The 21276-nt window shown below is 59.9% G+C and carries 18 protein-coding genes; 12 read left to right on the forward strand and 6 right to left on the reverse strand.

The annotated features are described in order from the left end of the window. The first annotated feature begins 72 nt into the window (after positions 1–72). The 8 genes from KW848_RS18075 to KW848_RS18110 all read left to right on the forward strand — a co-directional run bounded on the left by KW848_RS18075 (position 73) and on the right by KW848_RS18110 (position 9692). Positions 73–795, forward strand: a complete 723-nt coding sequence (locus KW848_RS18075; RefSeq protein ID WP_218537626.1) for a response regulator transcription factor — start codon at positions 73–75, stop codon at positions 793–795. Beyond that, entirely contained in the window at positions 782–2212 is a 1431-nt protein-coding gene (locus KW848_RS18080) for a sensor histidine kinase (protein WP_218537627.1), read from the forward strand. Before KW848_RS18075 ends, KW848_RS18080 begins: the two co-directional genes overlap by 14 nt. 197 nt (positions 2213–2409) lie before the next feature. Next, on the forward strand, positions 2410–3432 hold the full coding sequence (locus KW848_RS18085; protein ID WP_218537628.1) for a YhcG family protein: 1023 nt from the start codon (positions 2410–2412) through the stop codon (positions 3430–3432). Between the two features lie 108 nt (positions 3433–3540). Then, positions 3541–4443 (forward strand): cysteine synthase CysM, encoded by a 903-nt coding sequence (gene cysM / locus KW848_RS18090; protein ID WP_008148007.1) that lies wholly within the window; start codon positions 3541–3543, stop codon positions 4441–4443. After that, positions 4443–5795: a 23S rRNA (uracil(1939)-C(5))-methyltransferase RlmD gene (gene rlmD, locus KW848_RS18095; protein WP_008148009.1), complete on the forward strand. Its 1353-nt coding sequence runs from the start codon at positions 4443–4445 to the stop codon at positions 5793–5795. Before cysM ends, rlmD begins: the two co-directional genes overlap by 1 nt. A 124-nt stretch (positions 5796–5919) precedes the next feature. Beyond that, on the forward strand, positions 5920–8163 hold the full coding sequence (gene relA / locus KW848_RS18100; RefSeq protein ID WP_192411048.1) for a GTP diphosphokinase: 2244 nt from the start codon (positions 5920–5922) through the stop codon (positions 8161–8163). Positions 8164–8287: 124 nt separating this feature from the next. Beyond that, complete coding sequence (mazG, locus tag KW848_RS18105) at positions 8288–9121, forward strand: nucleoside triphosphate pyrophosphohydrolase (RefSeq protein ID WP_218537629.1); 834 nt, start codon at positions 8288–8290, stop codon at positions 9119–9121. A 28-nt stretch (positions 9122–9149) separates the two neighbouring features. Beyond that, on the forward strand, positions 9150–9692 hold the full coding sequence (locus KW848_RS18110; protein WP_111451715.1) for a DUF2058 domain-containing protein: 543 nt from the start codon (positions 9150–9152) through the stop codon (positions 9690–9692). A 70-nt stretch (positions 9693–9762) separates the two neighbouring features. Here KW848_RS18110 and KW848_RS18115 read toward each other — a convergent pair whose 3' ends face one another. The 6 genes from KW848_RS18115 to KW848_RS18140 all read right to left on the reverse strand — a co-directional run bounded on the left by KW848_RS18115 (position 9763) and on the right by KW848_RS18140 (position 17301). Further along, the gene (locus tag KW848_RS18115) at positions 9763–9951 is read right to left on the reverse strand and encodes a hypothetical protein (protein ID WP_008148017.1); all 189 of its coding nucleotides are present in this window, start codon (positions 9949–9951) and stop codon (positions 9763–9765) included. A gap of 399 nt (positions 9952–10350) precedes the next feature. Continuing rightward, positions 10351–11571: a beta-ketoacyl-ACP synthase I gene (gene fabB / locus KW848_RS18120; RefSeq protein WP_192411046.1), complete on the reverse strand. Its 1221-nt coding sequence runs from the start codon at positions 11569–11571 to the stop codon at positions 10351–10353. An 11-nt stretch (positions 11572–11582) separates the two neighbouring features. After that, on the reverse strand, positions 11583–12098 hold the full coding sequence (fabA, locus tag KW848_RS18125; RefSeq protein WP_111451717.1) for a 3-hydroxyacyl-[acyl-carrier-protein] dehydratase FabA: 516 nt from the start codon (positions 12096–12098) through the stop codon (positions 11583–11585). A 247-nt stretch (positions 12099–12345) separates the two neighbouring features. Beyond that, entirely contained in the window at positions 12346–14247 is a 1902-nt protein-coding gene (locus KW848_RS18130; protein ID WP_111451718.1) for an ATP-binding protein, read from the reverse strand. Next, the gene (locus tag KW848_RS18135) at positions 14244–15176 is read right to left on the reverse strand and encodes an ABC transporter substrate-binding protein (protein ID WP_218537630.1); all 933 of its coding nucleotides are present in this window, start codon (positions 15174–15176) and stop codon (positions 14244–14246) included. Before KW848_RS18135 ends, KW848_RS18130 begins: the two co-directional genes overlap by 4 nt. 1 nt (position 15177) lies before the next feature. After that, entirely contained in the window at positions 15178–17301 is a 2124-nt protein-coding gene (locus tag KW848_RS18140; RefSeq protein WP_218537631.1) for a TonB-dependent receptor domain-containing protein, read from the reverse strand. A 196-nt stretch (positions 17302–17497) separates the two neighbouring features. Between KW848_RS18140 and KW848_RS18145 the strand changes: the two genes are divergently transcribed. From KW848_RS18145 to KW848_RS18160, 4 genes are all read left to right on the forward strand, one after another. After that, positions 17498–18523 carry an NAD(P)H-dependent glycerol-3-phosphate dehydrogenase gene (locus KW848_RS18145; protein WP_192411042.1) on the forward strand — a complete coding sequence of 342 codons (1026 nt, stop codon included), beginning with the start codon at positions 17498–17500 and terminating at the stop codon, positions 18521–18523. 19 nt (positions 18524–18542) lie between these two features. Next, positions 18543–18890 carry a DUF4389 domain-containing protein gene (locus KW848_RS18150; protein WP_008148033.1) on the forward strand — a complete coding sequence of 116 codons (348 nt, stop codon included), beginning with the start codon at positions 18543–18545 and terminating at the stop codon, positions 18888–18890. Continuing rightward, positions 18887–19339, forward strand: coding sequence for a phosphohistidine phosphatase SixA (gene sixA / locus KW848_RS18155; protein ID WP_008148035.1), 453 nt, complete (start codon positions 18887–18889; stop codon positions 19337–19339). The genes KW848_RS18150 and sixA overlap by 4 nt, the downstream gene beginning before the upstream one ends. A 246-nt stretch (positions 19340–19585) precedes the next feature. After that, the gene (locus KW848_RS18160) at positions 19586–21253 is read left to right on the forward strand and encodes an AMP-binding protein (RefSeq protein WP_218537632.1); all 1668 of its coding nucleotides are present in this window, start codon (positions 19586–19588) and stop codon (positions 21251–21253) included. Positions 21254–21276: the final 23 nt, after the last annotated feature.

The following is a 21276-nucleotide window of genomic DNA, read 5'->3' on the forward strand; positions in this document are numbered from 1 at the left end:
GGGCAAACCTTGTGTTGCCCGCAGCAAGGCAATCTTGAATAATCCACAACTGAGAATTATTTGCAGATAGTCATGACTCCCATCGCTGCTGGACACCCTCGTATCCTGTCTATAGAAGACGACCTCGTACTCGGTGCTTATGTTCATGAACACCTGGGACGTTGCGGTTTTCAGGTGACGTGGTGCCAGAACGGTCTGGAAGGCTTGAACATCGCCCGCCAGCAAGCCTTCGATGTGGTGCTGATGGATATTCTGCTGCCGGGCCTGGACGGGCTGAATGTACTGACGCAATTGCGCCAGAGCCATTCCACTCCGGTGGTTCTGATGTCGGCGCTCGGTGCCGAGGCGGATCGCATCAGTGGTTTTCGCCTGGGCGCCGATGACTACCTGCCCAAACCCTTCAGCATGGTCGAGTTGCGGGTGCGCATCGAAGCGATCCTGCGACGGGTCGCGCTCGACCGCCGGCCAGCGCCGGCACCGATTGCGCCTTCGGCGGACAGCCTGCGTTTCGACGATGAAGGCTGTGATGTCTTTTATGGCGAACACGCTGCCGGCCTGACCCGCAGCGAATATCGGTTGCTGGAAACGCTGAACCGCAATGGCGATGAAGTCCTGAGCAAAGCCTTCCTTTACCAGCATGTGCTGCAGCGCGGTTACGCGCCCCATGACCGCAGCCTCGACATGCACATCAGCCAGATCCGCCGCAAGCTCAAGGCCGTCGGTTACCTCGAGCGCGAAGTGCGCACGGTGTGGGGCAAGGGTTACGTATTGAGTGCGGTCGATGAAGTGGACTGACCTGCCGGGCAGGCATTCGCTGTTCTGGAAACTGGCGTGTTTGTTGGTGGCGTTCTGTCTGCTGATGATCTGGCTCAGTTGGTCCTGGGGGCGCTACATGGAACAGAAAAACCTGTTCCTGTCCGACGAGGCACGGGGCACGCTGATGCGCTACGCCGCCGAGGCCGAGCAGGTGTGGAATGAGCGCCAGAGTGCGGGCATCGATGCCTGGTTGCACAGCGTCGGACATCGCGAGTCGACATGGGTCGGTGTGATTGGCGGTGATTTGCAGTCATTGAGCAGTTACCCGCTGACGGAAATAGAAACCCGGCGCCTGACCTTTTTACGCGGTCTGGATTGGCCGACGAGTCGCCATACCAAAGGTTTGCCGTGGTTGAGAGTGCCTTTTCCCAAGGATCCGTCCGCTGGCAGCCTGGTGATCGAACTGCCCCAGCGTTTCGTGCCTGGCCGTTACCGGGTGTTCTGGCGGGTGATCACCAACGGGGTGATTCCCGGGTTGTTCACCTTGCTGCTGTGCGTCGGTCTGTATCGGTTGCTGGTCGTGCCTTTGAACAGTCTGCGCGAACAGGCCAATGCCTGGCGTGCCGACCCGTTGAACGTGCGGTTGTCGAGCCGCATCACCCATCGCCCGGATGAGCTGGGTGAACTGGGCCGGGCCTTCGATCACCTGTCCGAGCGCCTGCAAAGCACGGTGGCCCTGCAACAACAACTGCTGCGCGACCTGTCCCACGAGTTGCGCACGCCACTGAGTCGCCTGCGGGTGGCCAGCGAAAGCGAGCAGGGGTTGACGCAATTGCGCGAGCGCATTAGCCGAGAGGTCGATGGCATGCAGCGTCTGGTCGAAGACACCCTGCAACTGGCCTGGCTCGACACCGAGCGCACTCGGTTGCCCGACGAATCGATCCAGGTTCAGGCGTTGTGGGAAATGCTCACGGAAAATGCCTGCTATGAAAGTGGCTGGCCGGCGAGCCAGTTGCAGTGTGCGGTGGATTCGTCCTGCTGGGTGCGCGGCCATCTCAATACGTTGGCTCAAGCGCTGGAAAACATCCTGCGCAATGCCATTCGTCATTCACCGCAGGGCGGCGTTGTGCGTCTGGGTGGGCAGCGCGATGGTGACTTCTGGCAGGTGTGGCTGGAGGATGAGGGCGGCGGGGTGGCTGATGAAGATCTGGAGCGGATCTTCTCGCCGTTCATCCGACTCGACGGATCGCGACCGGGGGATGGTGGATTTGGCTTGGGGTTGAGCATTGCGAGGAATGCGGTGCAGCGTCAGGGCGGGAGTTTGTGGGCTGAGAATACTGAGACCGGGTTGCGGCTGAATATGCGGTTATTGGCTGATGGAAGTGTTGACTGTCAGACTGCTTTCGCGAGCAAGCCCGCTCCCACATTAGAGGTGAGTCGAACACAAAGTGTGTGATCAACCTCGGACAAATGTGGGAGCTGGCTTGCTCCGGGCGGCGTTCCGACGAAGAGGCCCTCCCATCCACCATTGATCTGATTTTGCCGGAGCGTTCCCGTTTTTTTGTACGACCTTTCCTAAAGGTCATTGCCGACACCTTGTGCCTGATTCGACGGAATAGATTCACGTTTTCCTTCGTCCTCCAGGAGTTCGGCATGACTGCACCCAGCGTCCCCGGCAGCACAACCGAAGACCGTTTCAATGAAGTGCTGGCGCTGATTCAAAGTGCCAAGCAGCAAGCCATACAGGCGGTGAATACCCAGTTGATCGAGCTGTATTGGCAGGTGGGTGCTTACATCAGTCGCAAGCTGGAAAAAGCCGAATGGGGCGATTCTGTGGTCAGTCAGCTGGCCGAGCATCTGGCTCAGACTCAACCGGGGTTGCGTGGGTTTACCCGGTCGAACTTGTTCCGCATGCGTCAGTTCTATGAGGCTTATCACGCTGAAGAGAAAGTCGCACCACTGGTGCGACAATTGTCCTGGTCGCACAACCTGATCATTTTCAGCCAGAGTAAACGGCCGGAAGAGCGGGAGTTCTATGTCCGTTTGGCTGTTCAGGAAAAATGGTCGAAGCGTGAACTGGAGCGTCAGTTCAAAGCTGCACTGTTCGAGCGAAGCGTGACCCAACCGGCAAAAGCCACTGCAGTGCTGAGACAAACTCACCCTGAGGCACTGAACGTGTTCCGCGACGCCTACATGCTCGAGTTTCTCGACTTGCCCTCCAGCCATGGCGAAACCGATCTGCATAAAGGGTTGCTGGCGCGCCTCAAGGAATTTCTGATCGAACTGGGTCGCGACTTTTGTTTTGTCGGCTCTGAACGCCCGCTGCAAGTCGGCGGGCGTGATTTCGCCCTGGATCTGCTGTTCTTCCATCGCGGCCTTAATTGTCTTGTAGCCATTGAGCTTAAGGTCGGTCGTTTTGAACCGGAGTATTTGGGCAAGCTGAACTTCTATCTGGAAGCGCTGGATCGCAATGAACGCAAACCCCACGAAAACCCGGCCATTGGTGTGTTGCTGTGTGCCAGCAAGGATGACGAGGTGGTCGAGTACGCCCTTAACCGCAGCTTGTCGCCAGCGCTGATCGCTGAATACCAGGTGCAGCTACCGGACAAACAGTTGTTGCAGGCCAAGTTGCATGAGTTCTATGCATTGAATCTCGCGCAAGGCGAAGAGTACTGATCCAGCCACTTATTCCCATAAACCATAAGCACCATACTTTGCGTGATATGGCCTGCCGACGTTTGCCGGTATGATAGGCGCCCCCGCAGTCTGGATTGCGAATACGCCATGACCTTGCAGTACCCAACCATCGCCGATTGCGTCGGCAACACTCCGCTGGTCCGTTTGCAGCGCCTGCCTGGCGCCACCAGCAATACCCTTTTGCTCAAGCTCGAAGGGAATAACCCGGCGGGTTCGGTCAAGGACCGTCCGGCGCTGTCGATGATCACCCGCGCCGAACTGCGCGGGCAGATCCACGTCGGCGATACGCTGATCGAAGCGACCTCGGGCAACACCGGGATCGCCCTGGCGATGGCCGCCGCGATCAAGGGTTACAAGATGATCCTGATCATGCCGGACAACTCCAGCGCCGAGCGTAAAGCCGCCATGACGGCGTATGGCGCCGAGCTGATTCTGGTTACCCAGGAAGAGGGCATGGAAGGCGCCCGCGACCTCGCCCAGCGAATGGAAGCCGAAGGCCGCGGCAAGGTGCTGGATCAGTTCGCCAACGGGGATAACCCCGAAGCGCACTACACCACCACCGGCCCGGAAATCTGGCGTCAGACCGAAGGCACCATCACCCATTTCGTCAGCTCCATGGGCACCACCGGTACCATCATGGGCGTCTCGCGCTACTTGAAAGAGCAGAACGAGAGCGTGCAGATCATCGGTCTGCAACCGATGGAAGGCTCGGCGATTCCGGGCATCCGTCGCTGGCCGCAGGAATACCTGCCGAAGATCTACCAGGCCGAGCGCGTGGACCGGATCGTCGACATGGCGCAAAGCGAAGCCGAAGACGTGACCCGTCGTCTGGCCCGCGAAGAAGGCATCTTCTGCGGCGTGTCCTCGGGCGGTGCGGTAGCAGCGATGCTGCGTCTGTCCAAAGAAGTTGAAAACGCGGTGATCGTCGCGATCATCTGCGACCGTGGCGACCGTTACTTGTCGACCGGCATTTTCGACGCGCCCAACTGATGGCCAAGCAAGAGAGAGGCCTGCGCTTCCAGCCCACCGGCGGCAGCAAGGCCCCGCAAATTCCGACTGGCAAAAAGCAGCGCTTGAGTATCGAGCGCCTGGCTAATGACGGTCGCGGTATCGCGTTTTTTGAAGGTCGCACCTGGTTCGTCATCGGCGCATTGGCCGGTGAAGAAGTCGAAGCACGCGTGTTGGGTGCCCACGGCAAAGTGGTCGAGGCGCGCACCGAGCGGGTGTTCCAGGCCAGCGAACTGCGCCGCCCGGCACCGTGCCCGCATGCCGGTCGCTGTGGCGGTTGCAGCGTGCAACATTTGCCGCACAACGAACAACTCGCCCTGAAACAGCGCATGCTCGCCGAGCAATTGTCGAAGGTCGCCGGTGTCGAACCCGAAGAATGGGCCGCGCCTTTGAGCGGTCCGGAATTCGGTTACCGGCGTCGCGCCCGAGTGGCGGTGCGCTGGGACATGAAAGCGAAAAAACTCGAAGTCGGTTTCCGCGCCGCTGGCAGTCAGGACATCGTTGCGATCAACGAATGCACGGTGCTGGTACAGCCTTTGCAACCGATCATGACCCGCTTGCCGGAAATGCTCCGGCGCTTGAGCAAACCTCAGGCGCTGGGGCATGTGGAATTGTTCAGCGGTTCGTCGTTGGCGGTTTTGTTGCGGCACATGGCGCCGCTGTCCGACGCCGACATGACGATCCTCAAGGATTTCTGCGCCTTCCATGAAGCCCAATTGTGGCTGCACGGTGACGGTGAACCGCAACCGGTCGAGGCTGACCAGTCGTTGGGTTATCGACTTGAACAGTGGGATTTGAACCTGGCGTACCGACCGGGAGATTTCATCCAGGTCAACGCCGGGGTCAATGAAGCGATGATCGCCCAGGCGTTGGAGTGGCTGAAGCCGACGGCGGATGAACGGGTTCTCGATCTATTCTGTGGTTTGGGTAACTTCGCATTGCCGCTGGCCAAGGTCGTTCGCGAAGTGGTGGCGGTGGAAGGTGTGCAGGCGATGGTCGAGCGGGCAGCCGCGAACGCTGCTAGCAACAATCTTCATAATGCGAAGTTTTTTCAGGCCGATTTATCCCAGCCTTTGACCGATGCCGAATGGGCGCGGGAAGGCTTTTGTGCGGTACTCTTGGACCCACCGCGTGACGGTGCTTTCGAGGCAGTGCGCAAGCTTGCGTCCCTGGGCGCCAAACGGTTGGTGTATGTGTCGTGCAATCCGGCAACGCTGGCGCGCGATACGGTCGAATTGATCAAGCAGGGCTACCGGTTAAAACGTGCCGGGATTCTCGATATGTTTCCTCAGACGGCACATGTCGAGGCCATGGCGTTATTTGAAGCGAGCTAGGACGGCTCGTCTGGTCCGACTGGCCTGCCCACGCCACTCTCGCATTAGCCCCGCGAGCGTCCAAGGGTAACGAAAGGTCAGCGATTTGACGCATTGAATCTGCGTCGTAGGGAAGGTAAGCAAGATGGTACAGGTGAGAGCACACCAGCCGATCAACACCGACGGCAGTATCAATCTCGAGGCTTGGCTCGATCATGCGGTCAGTGTCGATCCGGCACTGGATCGCGAAGCCTTGAAGGAAGCGTGCGAGTTTGCTCGTACGTCTGAACAACAAGCCAATGCGGCGAAAAACCTGTGGTCCGAAGGGACCTCGAGTTTCCGCACGGGCCTTGAGATCGCCGAGATTCTCGCCGACCTCAAACTCGATCAGGATTCGTTGGTTGCCGCGATCCTGTATCGCGGCGTGCGCGAAGGCCAGATCGAGTTGCCGGCGATCAGCCAGCGCTTCGGTCCGGTGGTCGCCAAGCTCATCGACGGCGTGCTGCGCATGGCGGCGATCAGCGCCAGCCTCAGCCCCCGCCAATCCCTGGTGCTGGGCACGCAGGGCCAGGTCGAAAACCTGCGCAAGATGCTGGTCGCCATGGTCGACGACGTTCGCGTTGCACTGATCAAACTGGCCGAACGCACCTGCGCCATCCGTGCGGTGAAAACCGCCGATGACGAAAAACGCAACCGCGTCGCCCGTGAAGTCTTCGACATCTACGCGCCTTTGGCTCACCGTCTCGGTATCGGTCATATCAAGTGGGAACTGGAGGACTTGTCCTTTCGTTACCTTGAGCCCGATCAGTACAAGCAGATCGCCAAGTTGCTTCATGAGCGACGTCTGGATCGCGAGCGCTTCATCGCCGACGTGATGAGCCAACTGAAGAATGAGCTGACCGCCACCGGCGTCGACGCCGACATCAGCGGCCGGGCCAAACACATCTATTCGATCTGGCGCAAAATGCAGCGTAAGGGTCTGGAATTCAGCCAGATCTACGACGTGCGCGCCGTTCGCGTGCTGGTGCCGGAAATGCGCGACTGCTACACCGCACTCGGTATCGTCCACACCCTGTGGCGGCACATCCCGAAAGAATTCGACGACTACATCGCCAACCCGAAAGAGAACGGCTACCGCTCGCTGCACACCGCGGTGATCGGCCCTGAGGGCAAGGTGCTGGAAGTGCAGATCCGCACCCACGCCATGCACGAAGAAGCCGAGCTGGGCGTTTGCGCGCACTGGCGCTACAAGGGCACCGACGTCAAATCCGGCTCCAACCACTACGAAGAGAAAATCTCCTGGCTGCGTCAGGTCCTCGAGTGGCATGAAGAATTGGGCGACATCGGCGGCCTGGCAGAACAGCTTCGGGTCGATATCGAGCCGGACCGGGTCTACATCTTCACCCCGGACGGTCACGCCATCGACTTGCCGAAGGGCGCGACGCCGCTGGACTTCGCCTACCGCGTGCATACCGAAATCGGTCACAACTGCCGTGGCGCGAAGATCAACGGGCGCATCGTGCCGCTCAACTACAGCCTGCAAACCGGTGAACAGGTCGAGATCATCACCAGCAAGCACGGCACCCCGAGCCGCGACTGGCTGAACCCGAACCTGGGTTACATCACCACCTCGCGGGCACGGGCGAAGATTGTTCACTGGTTCAAGTTGCAGGCGCGCGACCAGAACGTCGCCGCCGGTAAAACCTTGCTGGAGCGTGAACTCAGTCGCCTCGGTCTGCCAGCGGTGGATTTCGACAAGCTGGCCGAAAAGGCCAACATGAAGGTGGCCGAAGACATGTTCGCCGCGTTGGGCGCAGGCGATTTACGTCTGGCGCAACTGGTGAACCTGGCGCAGCAACTGGTCGAGCCGGAGCGCGGCAACGAACAGCTGGAACTGATTCCGCGCAAGGCCACCGGCTACAAACCGGGCAAGCGCGGCGACATCCAGATCCAGGGCGTCGGCAACCTCATGACCCAGATGGCGGGTTGCTGCCAGCCGCTGCCGGGGGATGCGATCGTCGGTTACATCACCGTGGGCCGCGGCGTGAGCATCCATCGTCAGGACTGCGCCTCGGTGCTGCAACTGGGCAGCCGCGAACCCGAGCGGATCATCCAGGTCAGCTGGGGGCCGGTGCCGGTGCTCACCTATCCGGTGGACATCATCATCCGCGCCTACGACCGGTCCGGTCTGCTGCGTGACGTTTCGCAAGTGCTGCTCAACGAGCGGATCAACGTGCTGGCGGTCAACACCCGCTCGAACAAAGAGGACAACACCGCGTTGATGTCCCTGACCATCGAGATTCCGGGGCTGGATGCGCTGGGGCGGTTGCTGGGGCGGATTTCCCAGTTGCCGAACATCATCGAAACCCGTCGTAACCGGACGCCGTAATGATGACCAATGTGGGAGCGAGCCTGCTCGCGATGGCGGTATTTCAGTCAACATCTGTGTTGTCTGCAAGTCCGCTATCGCGAGCAGGCTCGCTCCCACAGGTTTTTGTGATGAGACATGATTGATGTACAGCCTTGAAGACTTGCTGCACTTGATGAGCCGTCTGCGCGACCCGCAGTACGGCTGCCCGTGGGACATCAAGCAAACCTACGAAACCATCGTCCCGCACACGCTGGAAGAAGCCTACGAAGTCGCCGACGCCATCGAGCGCGGAGACTTCGATCACTTGCAGGGTGAGTTGGGGGATTTGCTGTTCCAGGTGGTTTATTACAGCCAGCTGGCGCGGGAAGAAGGGCGCTTCGAATTCGCCGGTGTCATCGACAGCATCACCCGCAAATTGATTCGCCGTCATCCTCACGTTTTTCCCACGGGTGATTTGTACGCACCGCTGGATGTTCCGCGTCTGAATGAAGATCAGGTCAAGCAGCGCTGGGAAGAGATCAAGGCTGAGGAACGCGCCGAGAAATCATCCACGCCAACGCAACTGTCCTTGCTCGACGACGTACCCGCAGCACTGCCGGCATTGTCCCGTTCGGCGAAGTTGCAGAAGCGCGCAGGGCAGGTCGGGTTCGACTGGCCTGACGCCTTGCCGGTGCTCGACAAAGTGCGCGAAGAGCTCGATGAAGTGCTCGAAGCCATGGCCGACAATGACTCGGTAGCGATTGCCGATGAAGTCGGTGATCTGTTGTTTTCCGTGGTCAATCTGGCGCGTCATCTCAAGGTCGACCCCGAAACTGCGCTGCGTGGCGCCAACAGCAAGTTCGAAAGACGCTTCCGTTTTATCGAACAGGCATTGCGCGACACCCACCGTCCCATAGAAGATTGCACCCTCGAAGAGTTGGACGCCTTGTGGGGCGAAGCCAAACGTCAGGAAAAGAATTTGCCCAGCTGCGGTTGAGCAGTTGCCTAAGTGAGTAATAAGCACCATGAGCATTTCCCTTCGCGACCAGTTGCTCAAAGCAGGGCTGGTCAACCAGAAGCAGGCCAAACAGGTCGGCAAAGAGAAGCAGAAACAGCAGCGTCTGGCCCACAAAGGCCAGATCGAACTCGATGACTCGCAGCAGCGGGCGGCTCAGGAAGCCATGGCCGAGAAGGTCAAGCGCGATCAGGAGCTGAACCGTCAGCAACAGGAGAAGGCCGAGGCCAAGGCTCGCGCTGCTCAGGTCAAACAGTTGATCGAAGTCTCGCGTCTGCCGAAGCTGACGACCGAGGACTACTACAACTTCGTCGACGACAAGAAGGTCAAGCGCATCTGCGTCAACACCCTGATGCGCAACAAGCTCAGCAGCGGTTCGCTGGCCATCGTCCACCACGCCGGCGGTTATGAAGTGATCCCGCGTGAGGCGGCCCTGAAGATCCAGGAGCGCGACCCACAGCGTATCGTGCAGATGAACGTGAAGACCGAAGAAGTCGCTGTCGAGGACGATCCGTACGCGGCCTATCAGATCCCGGACGATCTGATGTGGTAAGCCGTTAAAGGCTGCAACAACGACAAACCCCGCTCATGGCGGGGTTTGTCGTTTTCAATGCTGTCATTGCTTATGCGGATTGGAGCGCTCGTTGCTGCTCCAGTTTTTCCAGTTCGGCCTTGTAGCTGTGGGCATCGGTTTCGGAGTGGAACATCCCCACCAGCATGTCTTGTTGGTGAACGTCCCAGATCCGGATACCGGCGGCTACGCCTTCGTGGGACTTATGTGAATCGTCGCGTTCAGTTACTTTTACAGTCATCTGCTAGCTCCAATCTCTGTTATCTGCAGCAAGGCGTGTGCAGGACTCCGTTATATGTTTGGTTAGCCTGCTAAGTAAACGACTGGGTTTGGTAACGGACTTTTGCAAAAACAGAGAAAATCCTGCAGCCCTTGAAGCGCGCGGCATTCGGTCGCAGGCCGCTGAGTTTCATGACAAAAGCTTCATGTTCGCATTGAAGAAAATGTCTGGCTTCACACAAAACCTGTGGGAGTGAGCCTGCTCGCGATAGCGGTCTTATTCATACAGAAATGTTGAATGTGGTGCCGTCATCGCGAGCAGGCTCGCTCCCACAGGGATTGCGGTGTTCAATCTTTCAGGCACAAAAAAACGCCCCGAACCAGTCGGGGCGTTTTTGTGTGCAGCGTAGCGGGGGAGGTATTACTTACCGGCCCAGCGCTTCAGTACCAGCGTGGCATTGGTGCCGCCGAAGCCAAAGCTGTTGCTCATCACGGTGTTGATGGTGGCGTCTTCACGAGTCTTGGTCAGGATCGGCATGTCAGCCACTTCCGGGTCCAGTTCGTCGATGTTGGCGGAACCCGCCATGAAGTTGCCTTCCATCATCAGCAGGCAGTAGATCGCTTCGTGAACGCCGGCGGCGCCCAGGGAGTGACCCGACAGGCTCTTGGTGGAGCTGATGGCCGGAGCCTTGTCGCCGAACACTTCACGCACACCTTTCATTTCCATGACGTCGCCGACCGGAGTCGAAGTGCCGTGGGTGTTCAGGTAGTCGATCGGAGTGTCAACGGTGGCCATGGCCATCTGCATGCAACGGATGGCGCCTTCGCCGCTTGGGGCGACCATGTCGTAGCCGTCGGAGGTCGCGCCGTAGCCAACGATTTCCGCGTAGATCTTCGCGCCGCGGGCCAGAGCGTGTTCCAGCTCTTCGACCACGACCATGCCGCCACCGCCGGCGATGACGAAACCGTCACGCTTGGCGTCGTAGGCACGGGAAGCTTTTTCCGGGGTTTCGTTGTACTGGCTGGACAGTGCGCCCATGGCGTCGAACAGGAACGATTGGCTCCAGTGTTCTTCTTCACCGCCGCCGGCGAACACGATGTCCTGCTTGCCCAACTGGATCTGCTCCACAGCGTTACCGATGCAGTGAGCACTGGTGGCGCACGCGGAGGAGATCGAGTAATTCACACCCTTGATCTTGAACGGCGTCGCCAGGCAAGCCGAAACGGTGCTGCCCATGGTCCGCGTGACGCGGTACGGGCCTACACGTTTGACGCCTTTTTCGCGCAGGATGTCCAGCGCTTCCATCTGGTTCAAGGTCGACGCGCCACCGGAACCGGCGATCAGGCCGGTACGCACGTTGGAAACCTGCTCATCGGTCAGACCTGAGTCGGCGATGGCGTCTTTCATGGCCAGGTAGGCGTAAGCCGCCGCGTGGCCGACGAAGCGATAGATCTTGCGATCGATCAGCTCTTCGAGGGGAAGGTCAATGGAGCCGGAAACCTGGCTACGCAGACCCATTTCAGCATATTCCGGGTTGAACCGGATGCCAGGGCGGCTTGCACGCAGGTTAGCGGAGACGGTCTCTTTGTCATTGCCCAGGCACGAAACGATGCCCAGACCAGTGATAACGACGCGGCGCATGCGGATAACCCTTAGAAGTTGTCAGTGGAGGTGAAAACGCCGACCCGAAGGGCTTCGGCGGTGTAGATCTCGCGGCCGTCGACGCTGACCGAACCATCGGCGATGGCCAGGTTCAGCTTGCCCTTCAGTACACGCTTGATCTGAATGTTATAGGTTACTTTCTTGGCGGTCGGCAGAACCTGACCAAAGAATTTCACTTCGCCCGAACCCAGGGCGCGACCGCGGCCCGGCAGACCTTGCCAGCCGAGGAAGAAACCGACCAGTTGCCACATGGCGTCGAGGCCCAGGCAGCCTGGCATCACCGGATCGCCTTCGAAGTGACAGGCGAAGAACCACAGGTCCGGAGTGATATCCAGCTCGGCGACCAATTCACCCTTGCCGTACTTGCCACCCTCGGCGCTGATATGGGTGATGCGATCCACCATCAACATGTTCGGGGCGGGCAGTTGTGCGTTACCTGGGCCGAACAGCTCACCGCGACTGCAGCGCAGCAGGTCTTCCCGAGTAAAGGCGTTTTGTTGGGTCATGCGAGCTCCTCAATAGTCCCATGCGGCAGGTGGGGCAAATCTTCCCGGCCGATCGAAGCGTTCATGCCTCGAGTCAGCAGCCTACTCATAGACTATTGCGTTGTGGTGAAAGTCACAGCACCAAGGACATGAATGTACACTTGTGCACTGAAATTATTATTCAAGCCCCTTTTCGGGCCTGTTCGGGTGCCTAAGACTGCCGCACTTTCGCCTTTCACGCCAGTCGCAGATAGCCGAAAGGCCTGCACTACTGCACCCAGCGCTGCAGAATTTGCTGCAAATCTGTGCGTTTGAAGGGCTTGGCCAGGTAATCGTTCATTCCCGCCGATAAACAGGCTTCGCGGTCACCCTGCAAGGCGTTGGCGGTCAGCGCGATGATCGGCAAGTCTGTGCAGCCGGGTAATTGGCGAATCTGTCGGGTGGCCTCGTAGCCGTCGATGATCGGTAGCCGGCAGTCCATCAGAATCGCTTCGAAAATCAGACTCTCCGCACTGCGCACAGCCTGGGCGCCATCGGTGACGACGCTGACAGTAAAGCCCAGACTGCGCAACATTGCTTCGATGACCGTCTGATTGACCGGATTGTCTTCCACCAGCAACACGTTGCGCCCTTCGCCATCACCGCTGCCGGTCGGTATGCGCGGCACCAGCACGGGCAGCGTCTGTTTATAGAGCGCCAGCGGGATTTCCAGGGTGAACACCGAGCCGCGACCTTCCTCGCTCTGGGCGCGCAACGTGCCGCCCATGCGTTCAGCCAGCGTGCGAGCAATCGGCAGACCCAGCCCGGTGCCCCCGTAACGCCTCGAAATAGAACTGTCGGCCTGCTGGAAGGCGTTGAACATCAATTCCAGGCTTTCAGCCGAGATACCAATCCCGCTGTCGCGCACAGTGCAGGTGAACCACAGCAATTCATGATCCAGCGACTGCCATTGCGGTTCGATGCTGACGCAGCCCTGTTCGGTGAATTTCAGCGCATTGCCGATCAGGTTGACCAGGATCTGCCGGATCCGCGTCGGGTCGCCCTGCACCTGCAACGCGCGCATGTCGTCCGGAATCGACAGCGCCAGGTCGAGCCCGCGTTGCATGGCGCCGTGCGAGAACGACTGGGCGCAACTGCCGATCAGGTCTGCGAGGTTGAATGGAATGTGTTCCAGCTCCAGTTCCGAACGCTCGATGCGCGAGAAATCCAGAATGTCGTTGATGACTTTGAGCAGGTGTTCGGTGGACTCCGAGGCGAGCGCCGCGTATTCGACCTGCTCCTCGGTCATTTCGGTGGTTTCCAGCAGTTGCAGCATGCCCAACACGCCATTCATCGGCGTGCGCAGTTCGTGGCTCATCATCGCAAGGAAATCGGATTTGGCGTTGTTGGCCTTTTCCGCTTCCTCGCGAGTCTGAATCAACTGCGCCATCGCTTGATGCTGTTCGCGACTGGCTTGTTCGAGTCCGTTGGCGAGGTTGTTGATGTGTTGCGACAGCGCGCCCAGTTCAGTGTCGTCGACGATCGGCAGCGGCGTTTTGTAGTCGCCGTCCTGAATCGCCTTGACCGCGTTGCCGATGTCGCGGATCGGTTGTGACAGACTGCCGGCCAATCGCCGGGCGAGCAGAAAAGTAAACAGCAGGGCGAACAGCGCCAGGATCCCGGCCTTGAGCAGGATTTCCTGCTGGCGCTGGCTGAAGGCGTCATTGGACAGGCCGACGATCACCCGACCCAGATAATCCTCGCTGGGCGTCGTGTTGGCGACGCGGCTGCCCTGCAGGAAATCATTGTGCAGCTGAATGCGTTGCAGCCGCACCGGGGCCTGGAACACTTCGACCTGGTGCGAGCGGTTGTGGGTTTCCGACGGTTGCTCGACGTACACCAGAATCCGGTTGGCGCTGTCCTGGACTTCCAGAAAGCGCACATTGGGCGTGGCCAGGGTAGCCTTGAGCAAACTGTCGAGCACCTCGTTGTTGCCTGAGATCACCCCGTATTCGGTGGCCGGTGCCAGTTGGTTGGCGATCAGTTGCCCGGTGTGATTGAGCTCCTGACGCAGGTCCTGGATCCGCACGAAGGTGAAGAAACTGATCAACAGCAACGTCAGTAACAGGGCAGGGCCGAGGCTGATGATTTGGGTGCGGGTGTTGATGTCCCAACGGCGACGAAAAGTCATGGGTGGCGTTCTCCTGCGGCCAGCTGTGTTGCGACAAACGCATCAGGCATCTGTTCTATACCTAATGAACGAGCCACCTGCGGGTTACTCAAGACTTTGAAATGTTGCGGGTAATGCGCGCGTGGCCATGTCGTTGGTGGTCGGTCGAGCAGCTCATTGAGAATCTCCAGCCAATCACTCTGATCGCTGTAGGTGCTGGCCAGGCTGCCAGCCTTGACGAATCCGGGATTGGGCCCGATCAGCGCCATTTGCCGCGCGTAGCTGCTAAGCAGCAGGTTCTTCGCGGTTTTCGGGTTGTACAAATCGGGGTCGTCGAGGCCCAGCAACACGTCGCTGTTTTTCAGCAGAGTCTGCAATGGTCGGCTGTCATTGGTGTTGTCCCAACGCTCGGTGACCACCTCAAGGCCCAGGGAGTGGGCGGCCTGATGCAATTCTTCCAACAGGAATTCGCTGTGGCTGTCGAAGAGCACACCCACGCGTTTGGCATGGGGCAGGAGGAGCCGGGTCAGACGTAATTGCCGGTCCAGAGGCTGATCGCTCCAAAGCAGGCTGAGGTGTGAGGGCAGGGTGGTCCCCAGACGCTGGCGGGCTTGCAGGCGGCTGATGCGCAGGACCAACGTCGCCGGGCCTTGGGAGTCTTGCAGGCGCCAGTCGAGGCTTGGCAGGTCGAGCAGAATCAGACGGGTACCGGCGGGCAGTTTGCCTGGCTCCGGCAGACTGGCCAGTGTCTGGAAACGCACGCTGTCGTCAGGGCGCATCTCGTGCAGGGCCTGGACGAAGGATTGCGCGCCGGGGCTGTCCTCGGCGCCGGTCAGCAAAATGTCCGCGGCGCTGGCCGCCAGGCTGCTCAGCAGTCCGGCAAACACCAGGCACAGCCCGGCCAGCAGGCGGCCAAGGATTGGCGTCTTGCGTGACGGGCTATACCGCATCTTAGAACGCCAGCTCTGCGCTGAAGTAAAGCACCCGGCGCTCGTCGTAGTTATTGTCGACGAAGGTTGTGGGCTGACTGTCGAGGCGTTGCTGGAGCACACCGGCCAGTTCCAGGCTGGCCTTGCCCAGGCCGATGCGTTTGGCGATGCGCGTGTCGACCCGTTCGAAGCGGTAGCCGTTCAGGGCATCGTCACCATAGTAGAAGAGCGCACTGTTCCAGCCGTGGCCCCAGTTGTGCAGCCACCCGGCGGAACCGCTGTTTCGGGCGGTCTGTTGGGCATCCTGCGGGTTGCTCGCCTCGGCATCGACGTAGGCATACGTCAGACGCAGGCGATCGGCGCTGCTGATTCTCCAGTCGAGCTGGGTTTCTGCCCCTTCGAGGCGCGCGCTATTTGAGTTGCTGGCGATGTACTGATTGTTGCGCAGCGGTTCGCTGATCATCCCGGTGATTTCGTCGTAGAACAGTTTCACATCGACCGCCAGCCCCACTTCGGCAAAGTAGCCGTTATAGCCCAGCTCCCGGGAGCGCATGTATTCCTGTTCGAGGTTGCCGGGGCCACGGGTCTTGACGAAATAACGGGCACTGGACTGGCCATAGGCGCTGGGTCGCAGGTTCTTTACCTGATAGCTCCAGTTGACGTTGTTCTCGAACATGTCCGGCGAGCGGATGGCTTCCGAATACACCGCTCGCAGGCCATGGCGCGGGTTGATCAGGTAGTTGACTGCCACTCGAGGGTTGAGCGAACTGCCGATCAATTGCGTGTCTTCGAACATCGCACCGCCCTGCAGCAACCAATGCTCGGTGGCGCGCCACTCGAGCTGGCCGAACGCCCGCCAGGTGGTGTCGTCGAGGGTGCCATTGAAGTAGGTCTCGGAATCTGCCCGGTCGTAACGATAGTTCATGCCGCTGACCAGCCGCAGACTGTCGGACAGGCTGAGGGTGTCCTGTAATTCAAGGTCGTAGCGCGATTCCCGGGTGCTCTGGTCAATATCGCCACAGAGGGTTTGCCGGGCGCCGTTTCGCCATTGGTCGAGCACTTGATTGGCCAGTGCGCGCTGGGTCGGGTCACCTGCGGGCGCGCCGGGGCCGGTGTAGCGCTCCATGTTGCGTGCCAGGCGTTCGGTGTAATTCGGGTTGAGCTGCCAGAGTTCGGTCAACTGCGGGCTGAACGAAACTTCGGCATCGCAGGCACGCCAGGTCTGCTGACGATCCCAGTGCTGCGCCGAGCCCTGGATGTAAAGGCTGTGATCGGGATTGATGTCGAGGTTCCAGCGCAGCGAGCCGGCGTAGTCCTTGGCGACGACGTCGGAATTGTTCCCGGCAGCGGTAATCCCCGAGAAGACCGGGCGGTAGGTATACGGCCGCTGGTTGCTCCCGTCCTTGGCATTCAATTGCCAGTCGATACTCTGGTTTTCAGTGAGCGTCTGGCTGACGGCGAGGTTGAAGCGGTTCAAGCGGCGGCTGTCGCGGTAGTCGGCGCCATTGCGGTCCGAGTCGAAGCCGTCGTCTTGCTGGCCGGACAGTGACAGGCGCAGGTCGCCGCCGTCCCAGCCCACGCCCTGGCTGGCGTAAAAGTCGTCGATGCCGCGCTGCCCACGGGTGACTTTCATTCGCGTGCCGTGGCTGTCGGCCGGATTGCGCGTGATGATGTTGACCACCGCCATCAGCGCATTGGCGCCATAGCTGACGGTGTTCGGGCCACGGAAAACTTCGATGCGTTCGATGTCTTCCAGGGCCACCGGAATGTCACTCCAGTCCACGGTGGCCAGGCCTGCGCGGTACACCGAGCGGCCGTCGATCAACACTTGCATGCGTCGCGCTTCAGTCGCATTGGTGCCGTGATAGTTCACCGCCGCCTGGTTGCCGTTGATGTTGCCGACCATCATTCCCGGCACCAGTCGCAGCAACTCACTGATGTCCCGGGCGCCACTGGCGGTGATCAGTTCGCTGTCGATCACTGTCATGCTCCCCGGTACTGCGGCCGGCGACTGCTTGAGTCGCGTCGCGGTCAATACTTGCGGCAGCGGCTCGCTGTCGAGGAACAAGTCGTCGGCAAGCAATGGCGAGCTGAACATCAGCGCCAGTACCAGCGGCGAGCGAGGTGATGGGGAGCCAAACGACACAACACATCCTTGATAGCGAACAATTGGCGCGCATGTTAACCGAGCGCAATGACTTTTCCAGTCACGTTGTGGGCATTTTCCTCGGTTTTCTTGGTCTTCTTCCTACAAGTGTCGGTAATTGATGCGGGGGCTGGCCGCCACTGGGCCGCTCCGTATAATGCCGACATCGCCACTGGTATGGATTAACGGATTGCATATGACTGAACAGCGCCCAATTGCGGTCCTGGGAGGCGGAAGTTTTGGTACCGCCGTGGCTAATCTGCTGGCCGAGAACGGGCATCAGGTCCGGCTGTGGATGCGTGACCCCGAGCAGGCTGAGGCCATTCGGGTCAATCGCGAGAACCCGCGTTACCTCAAAGGCATCAAGATTCTGCCGGCCGTGGAAGCGGTCACCGACCTGCTGGCCACTCTGCAAGCCTGCGACTTGTGCTTCGTCGCACTGCCTTCCAGCGCGCTGCGCTCGGTATTGATGCCGCACGCCGAACGTTTGAACGGCAAATTGTTGGTTAGCCTGACCAAAGGCATCGAAGCCCACACCTTCAAACTGATGAGCGAAATCCTCGAAGAGATCGCCCCGCAAGCGCGCATCGGCGTGCTGTCCGGGCCGAACCTGGCCCGTGAAATCGCCGAGCATGCACTGACCGCCACGGTGGTCGCCAGCGAAGACGAAGAACTCTGCCAGCGGGTCCAGGAAGCGCTGCACGGCAAGACCTTTCGCGTATACGCCAGCGCCGACCGCTATGGCGTGGAGCTGGGCGGGGCGTTGAAAAACGTCTACGCAATCATTGCCGGCATGGCCGTGGCGATGGGCATGGGCGAAAACACCAAAAGCATGCTGATCACCCGGGCGCTGGCGGAAATGACCCGCTTTGCGGTGAATCAGGGCGCCAATCCGATGACCTTCCTCGGTTTGGCGGGCGTCGGCGATTTGATCGTCACCTGCTCGTCGCCGAAAAGCCGTAACTACCAGGTCGGGTTCGCCCTCGGTCAGGGCTTGAGCCTGGAAGATGCAGTGACGCGCCTGGGCGAAGTCGCTGAAGGGGTCAACACCCTCAAGGTGCTCAAGACCAAGGCGCAGGAAGTGGGCGTGTACATGCCGCTGGTCGCCGGGCTGCATGCCATCCTGTTCGAAGGGCGCACGCTGGAGCAGGTGATCGGTCTATTGATGCGTGCCGAGCCGAAAACCGACGTCGATTTTATTTCCACCAGTGGTTTCAACTAAGCATCAGGGAGAGCGAGACATGAACGATCCGAAAACAGAGGACAAGTACGAATCCATCCTGCTGCGAGTGTTGTGGATGATCGTCTATGTGCTGGTCTGGCAAGTGGCGCAGTTCATCCTTGGCGCCGTGGTGCTGGTGCAGTTGATCTATCGTTTGATATATGGCGCCCCGAGCGCCAGCCTGATGAACTTCGGCGACAGCCTGAGCCAGTTCCTGGCGCAGATCGGTCGATTCGGCAGTTTCCACAGTGATCAGAAGCCGTGGCCGTTCGCCGACTGGCCGACGCCGCGTACACCGGAAGGTGAAGCGCCGCACACTGTGGCGCCGGCACCACACCCGGCCCGAGATGAGGAACCCAAGCTATGAAACTCTGGATACTGCGTCATGGGGAAGCCGAGCCACACGGCAAACGTCCTGATTCGGAACGGGCACTGACCGCCCATGGTCGTGAAGAAGTGCTGCGCACTGCCGCCGAGTTGGCCGGCAAGCCGCTGACCGCGATCTACGCCAGTCCTTACCTGCGAGCGCAGGAGACCGCAGAAATTGTGCGTACAGCGCTGAATTTCGCGCCGGAGATTCGCACCGTCGACTGGCTGACCCCCGACAATCGCCCTCAAGCGGTGGCGGAGCAGTTGGTGTCTGTGGATCACGCGTTGCTGGTCAGTCATAACCCGCTGGTGGGCAACCTGTTGGGTTACTTGCAGCACGGCCATGTGCAAGACCCGGAAGCGGTGAAAACCGCCGGCCTTGCAGAACTTGAAGGTGATTTGCCGCTGGCCGGCGGGATGAAACTCAACGCCATCAAGCACCCGTAATCCTGTTTTTACAGGGGGAATGGTTTGCCCGAAACTTAAGAGCGACACCGATCAAATGTGGGAGCGGGCTTGCTCGCGAAAGCGATGTGTCAGGCAACATTGATATCGACTGACACACCCTCTTCGCGAGCAAGCCCGCTCCCACAGGTTCTACTTTGTGCCGGATTTTTATGTTTGAAATAGTCAACCGAGCAACTGCTTGGTTGGCTACGCTTGCTCCAGACCAAAAATAAAGGAGCGAGTCGCATGCCTGCTGCTTTTCGTTTGCCGCTGGACGTCTTTTACGAGCGCGAGGCCCGTCATCCCCGCCAGCGCTTTCTGGTCCAGCCCACGGGCGGCGGACAGGTCGAGACCCTGAGCTGGGCCGACGTCGGTCATCAGGCGCGCTGCGCTGCGCATTGGCTGCGCGCACGCGAACTGCCCCAAGGCAGCCACATCGCCCTGATCTCGAAAAACTGCGCCCACTGGATCATCGCCGACCTGGCGATCTGGATGGCGGGCCACGTGTCGGTGCCGCTCTACCCGAACCTTACCGCCGAGACCGTGGCCCAGGTCCTTGAACACTCCGAAGCGGTCCTGGTGTTCATCGGCAAACTCGATGACTGGCCCGGCATGTCTCGCGGGGTCAGCCCCGATCTGCCGACGATCAGCCTGCCGTTGCATCCGCCCGGTACTTTCGACTACAGCTGGGCCGACCTGCAAAAGAGCTCACCGATCCAGGACGATCCCAAGCCGTCCGCCGACCAGTTGGCGACCATCATTTACACCTCCGGCACCACCGGCATGCCCAAAGGCGTGATGCACAGTTTCGCCAATCTGGGGTTTGCCACCACTCGTGGCACACACTTGTTTGGCTTGAATGAGTCGGATCGGCTGCTGTCCTATTTGCCGCTGTGCCATGTCGCCGAGCGAATGTTCGTCGAGCTGGCGTCGATCTACACCGGGCAAACGGTGTTTTTTGCCGAAAGCCTCGACACCTTCCTGACCGATTTGCGCCGTGCACGACCGACCGCGCTGTTCGGTGTGCCGAGGATCTGGACCAAATTCCAGATGGGCGTGTACAGCAAAATCCCGGCAAAGCGCCTCGACTTCCTGCTCGGTCTGCCGATCATCGGCAAGCGGGTCGGCCACAAAGTCCTGGCCGGGCTCGGGCTGGATGCCTTGCGCATCGCCTTGTCCGGCGCCGCGCCAGTGCCGCAGACCTTGCTGCTGTGGTACCGCAAACTGGGGCTGGATGTGCTGGAGGTCTATGGCATGACCGAGAGTTGCGGCTATTCGCACGTTTGCCTGCCGGGCCAGAACAAACCCGGCTGGATCGGCAAGCCCTGCCCGGAGGTCGAGGTGCGGATCGCCGAGTCGGGCGAGGTCATGGTGCGTAGCGGCGCGACCATGCTCGGGTATTTCAAGGAGCCTTGGAAAACCGCCGAAACCATCACTGAGGACGGTTTCCTGCGCACTGGCGACAAGGGCGAGGAGGACGCCGAAGGCAACCTGCGCCTGACCGGTCGACTGAAGGAAATCTTCAAGACCAGCAAAGGCAAATACGTCGCCCCGGCACCGATCGAGAATCGTCTGGCGGAGCATTCGCGCATCGAGCAAGTGTGCGTGGTGGGCGATGGCCTGAGTGCGCCGCTGGGGTTGTGCGTGCTCTCGGCGGTCGGTCAGCAGGACGCCAGCGGAACGGCGCGGGCGGGCCTGCATTCAAGCCTGGAAAAACTGTTGGAGGAGGTCAACGGCGTCCTAGATAAACACGAACGCTTGCATCGATTGGTGGTGGTCAAGGACAGCTGGGCGGTGGAAAACGGCTTCCTGACGCCGACCCTGAAGATCAAGCGCAACGTGATCGAAGCGGCTTATGGCGCCCGCTTCGAAGAATGGAGCGCGCGCAGCGAAGCGGTGCTGTGGCAGGATTGAGTCACGATTAACACCAACAAAGG

The organism is Pseudomonas sp. PDM25, from assembly GCF_019219045.1.
Classification (GTDB): domain Bacteria; phylum Pseudomonadota; class Gammaproteobacteria; order Pseudomonadales; family Pseudomonadaceae; genus Aquipseudomonas.

Coding starts and splice junctions, on each gene's coding strand:
- KW848_RS18075 (WP_218537626.1), top strand. CDS start 73: ATGACTCCCATCGCTGCTGGACACCCTCGTATCCTGTCTATAGAAGAC.
- KW848_RS18080 (WP_218537627.1), top strand. CDS start 782: ATGAAGTGGACTGACCTGCCGGGCAGGCATTCGCTGTTCTGGAAACTG.
- KW848_RS18085 (WP_218537628.1), top strand. CDS start 2,410: ATGACTGCACCCAGCGTCCCCGGCAGCACAACCGAAGACCGTTTCAAT.
- cysM (WP_008148007.1), top strand. CDS start 3,541: ATGACCTTGCAGTACCCAACCATCGCCGATTGCGTCGGCAACACTCCG.
- rlmD (WP_008148009.1), top strand. CDS start 4,443: ATGGCCAAGCAAGAGAGAGGCCTGCGCTTCCAGCCCACCGGCGGCAGC.
- relA (WP_192411048.1), top strand. CDS start 5,920: ATGGTACAGGTGAGAGCACACCAGCCGATCAACACCGACGGCAGTATC.
- mazG (WP_218537629.1), top strand. CDS start 8,288: ATGTACAGCCTTGAAGACTTGCTGCACTTGATGAGCCGTCTGCGCGAC.
- KW848_RS18110 (WP_111451715.1), top strand. CDS start 9,150: ATGAGCATTTCCCTTCGCGACCAGTTGCTCAAAGCAGGGCTGGTCAAC.
- KW848_RS18115 (WP_008148017.1), bottom strand. CDS start 9,951: ATGACTGTAAAAGTAACTGAACGCGACGATTCACATAAGTCCCACGAA.
- fabB (WP_192411046.1), bottom strand. CDS start 11,571: ATGCGCCGCGTCGTTATCACTGGTCTGGGCATCGTTTCGTGCCTGGGC.
- fabA (WP_111451717.1), bottom strand. CDS start 12,098: ATGACCCAACAAAACGCCTTTACTCGGGAAGACCTGCTGCGCTGCAGT.
- KW848_RS18130 (WP_111451718.1), bottom strand. CDS start 14,247: ATGACTTTTCGTCGCCGTTGGGACATCAACACCCGCACCCAAATCATC.
- KW848_RS18135 (WP_218537630.1), bottom strand. CDS start 15,176: ATGCGGTATAGCCCGTCACGCAAGACGCCAATCCTTGGCCGCCTGCTG.
- KW848_RS18145 (WP_192411042.1), top strand. CDS start 17,498: ATGACTGAACAGCGCCCAATTGCGGTCCTGGGAGGCGGAAGTTTTGGT.
- KW848_RS18150 (WP_008148033.1), top strand. CDS start 18,543: ATGAACGATCCGAAAACAGAGGACAAGTACGAATCCATCCTGCTGCGA.
- sixA (WP_008148035.1), top strand. CDS start 18,887: ATGAAACTCTGGATACTGCGTCATGGGGAAGCCGAGCCACACGGCAAA.
- KW848_RS18160 (WP_218537632.1), top strand. CDS start 19,586: ATGCCTGCTGCTTTTCGTTTGCCGCTGGACGTCTTTTACGAGCGCGAG.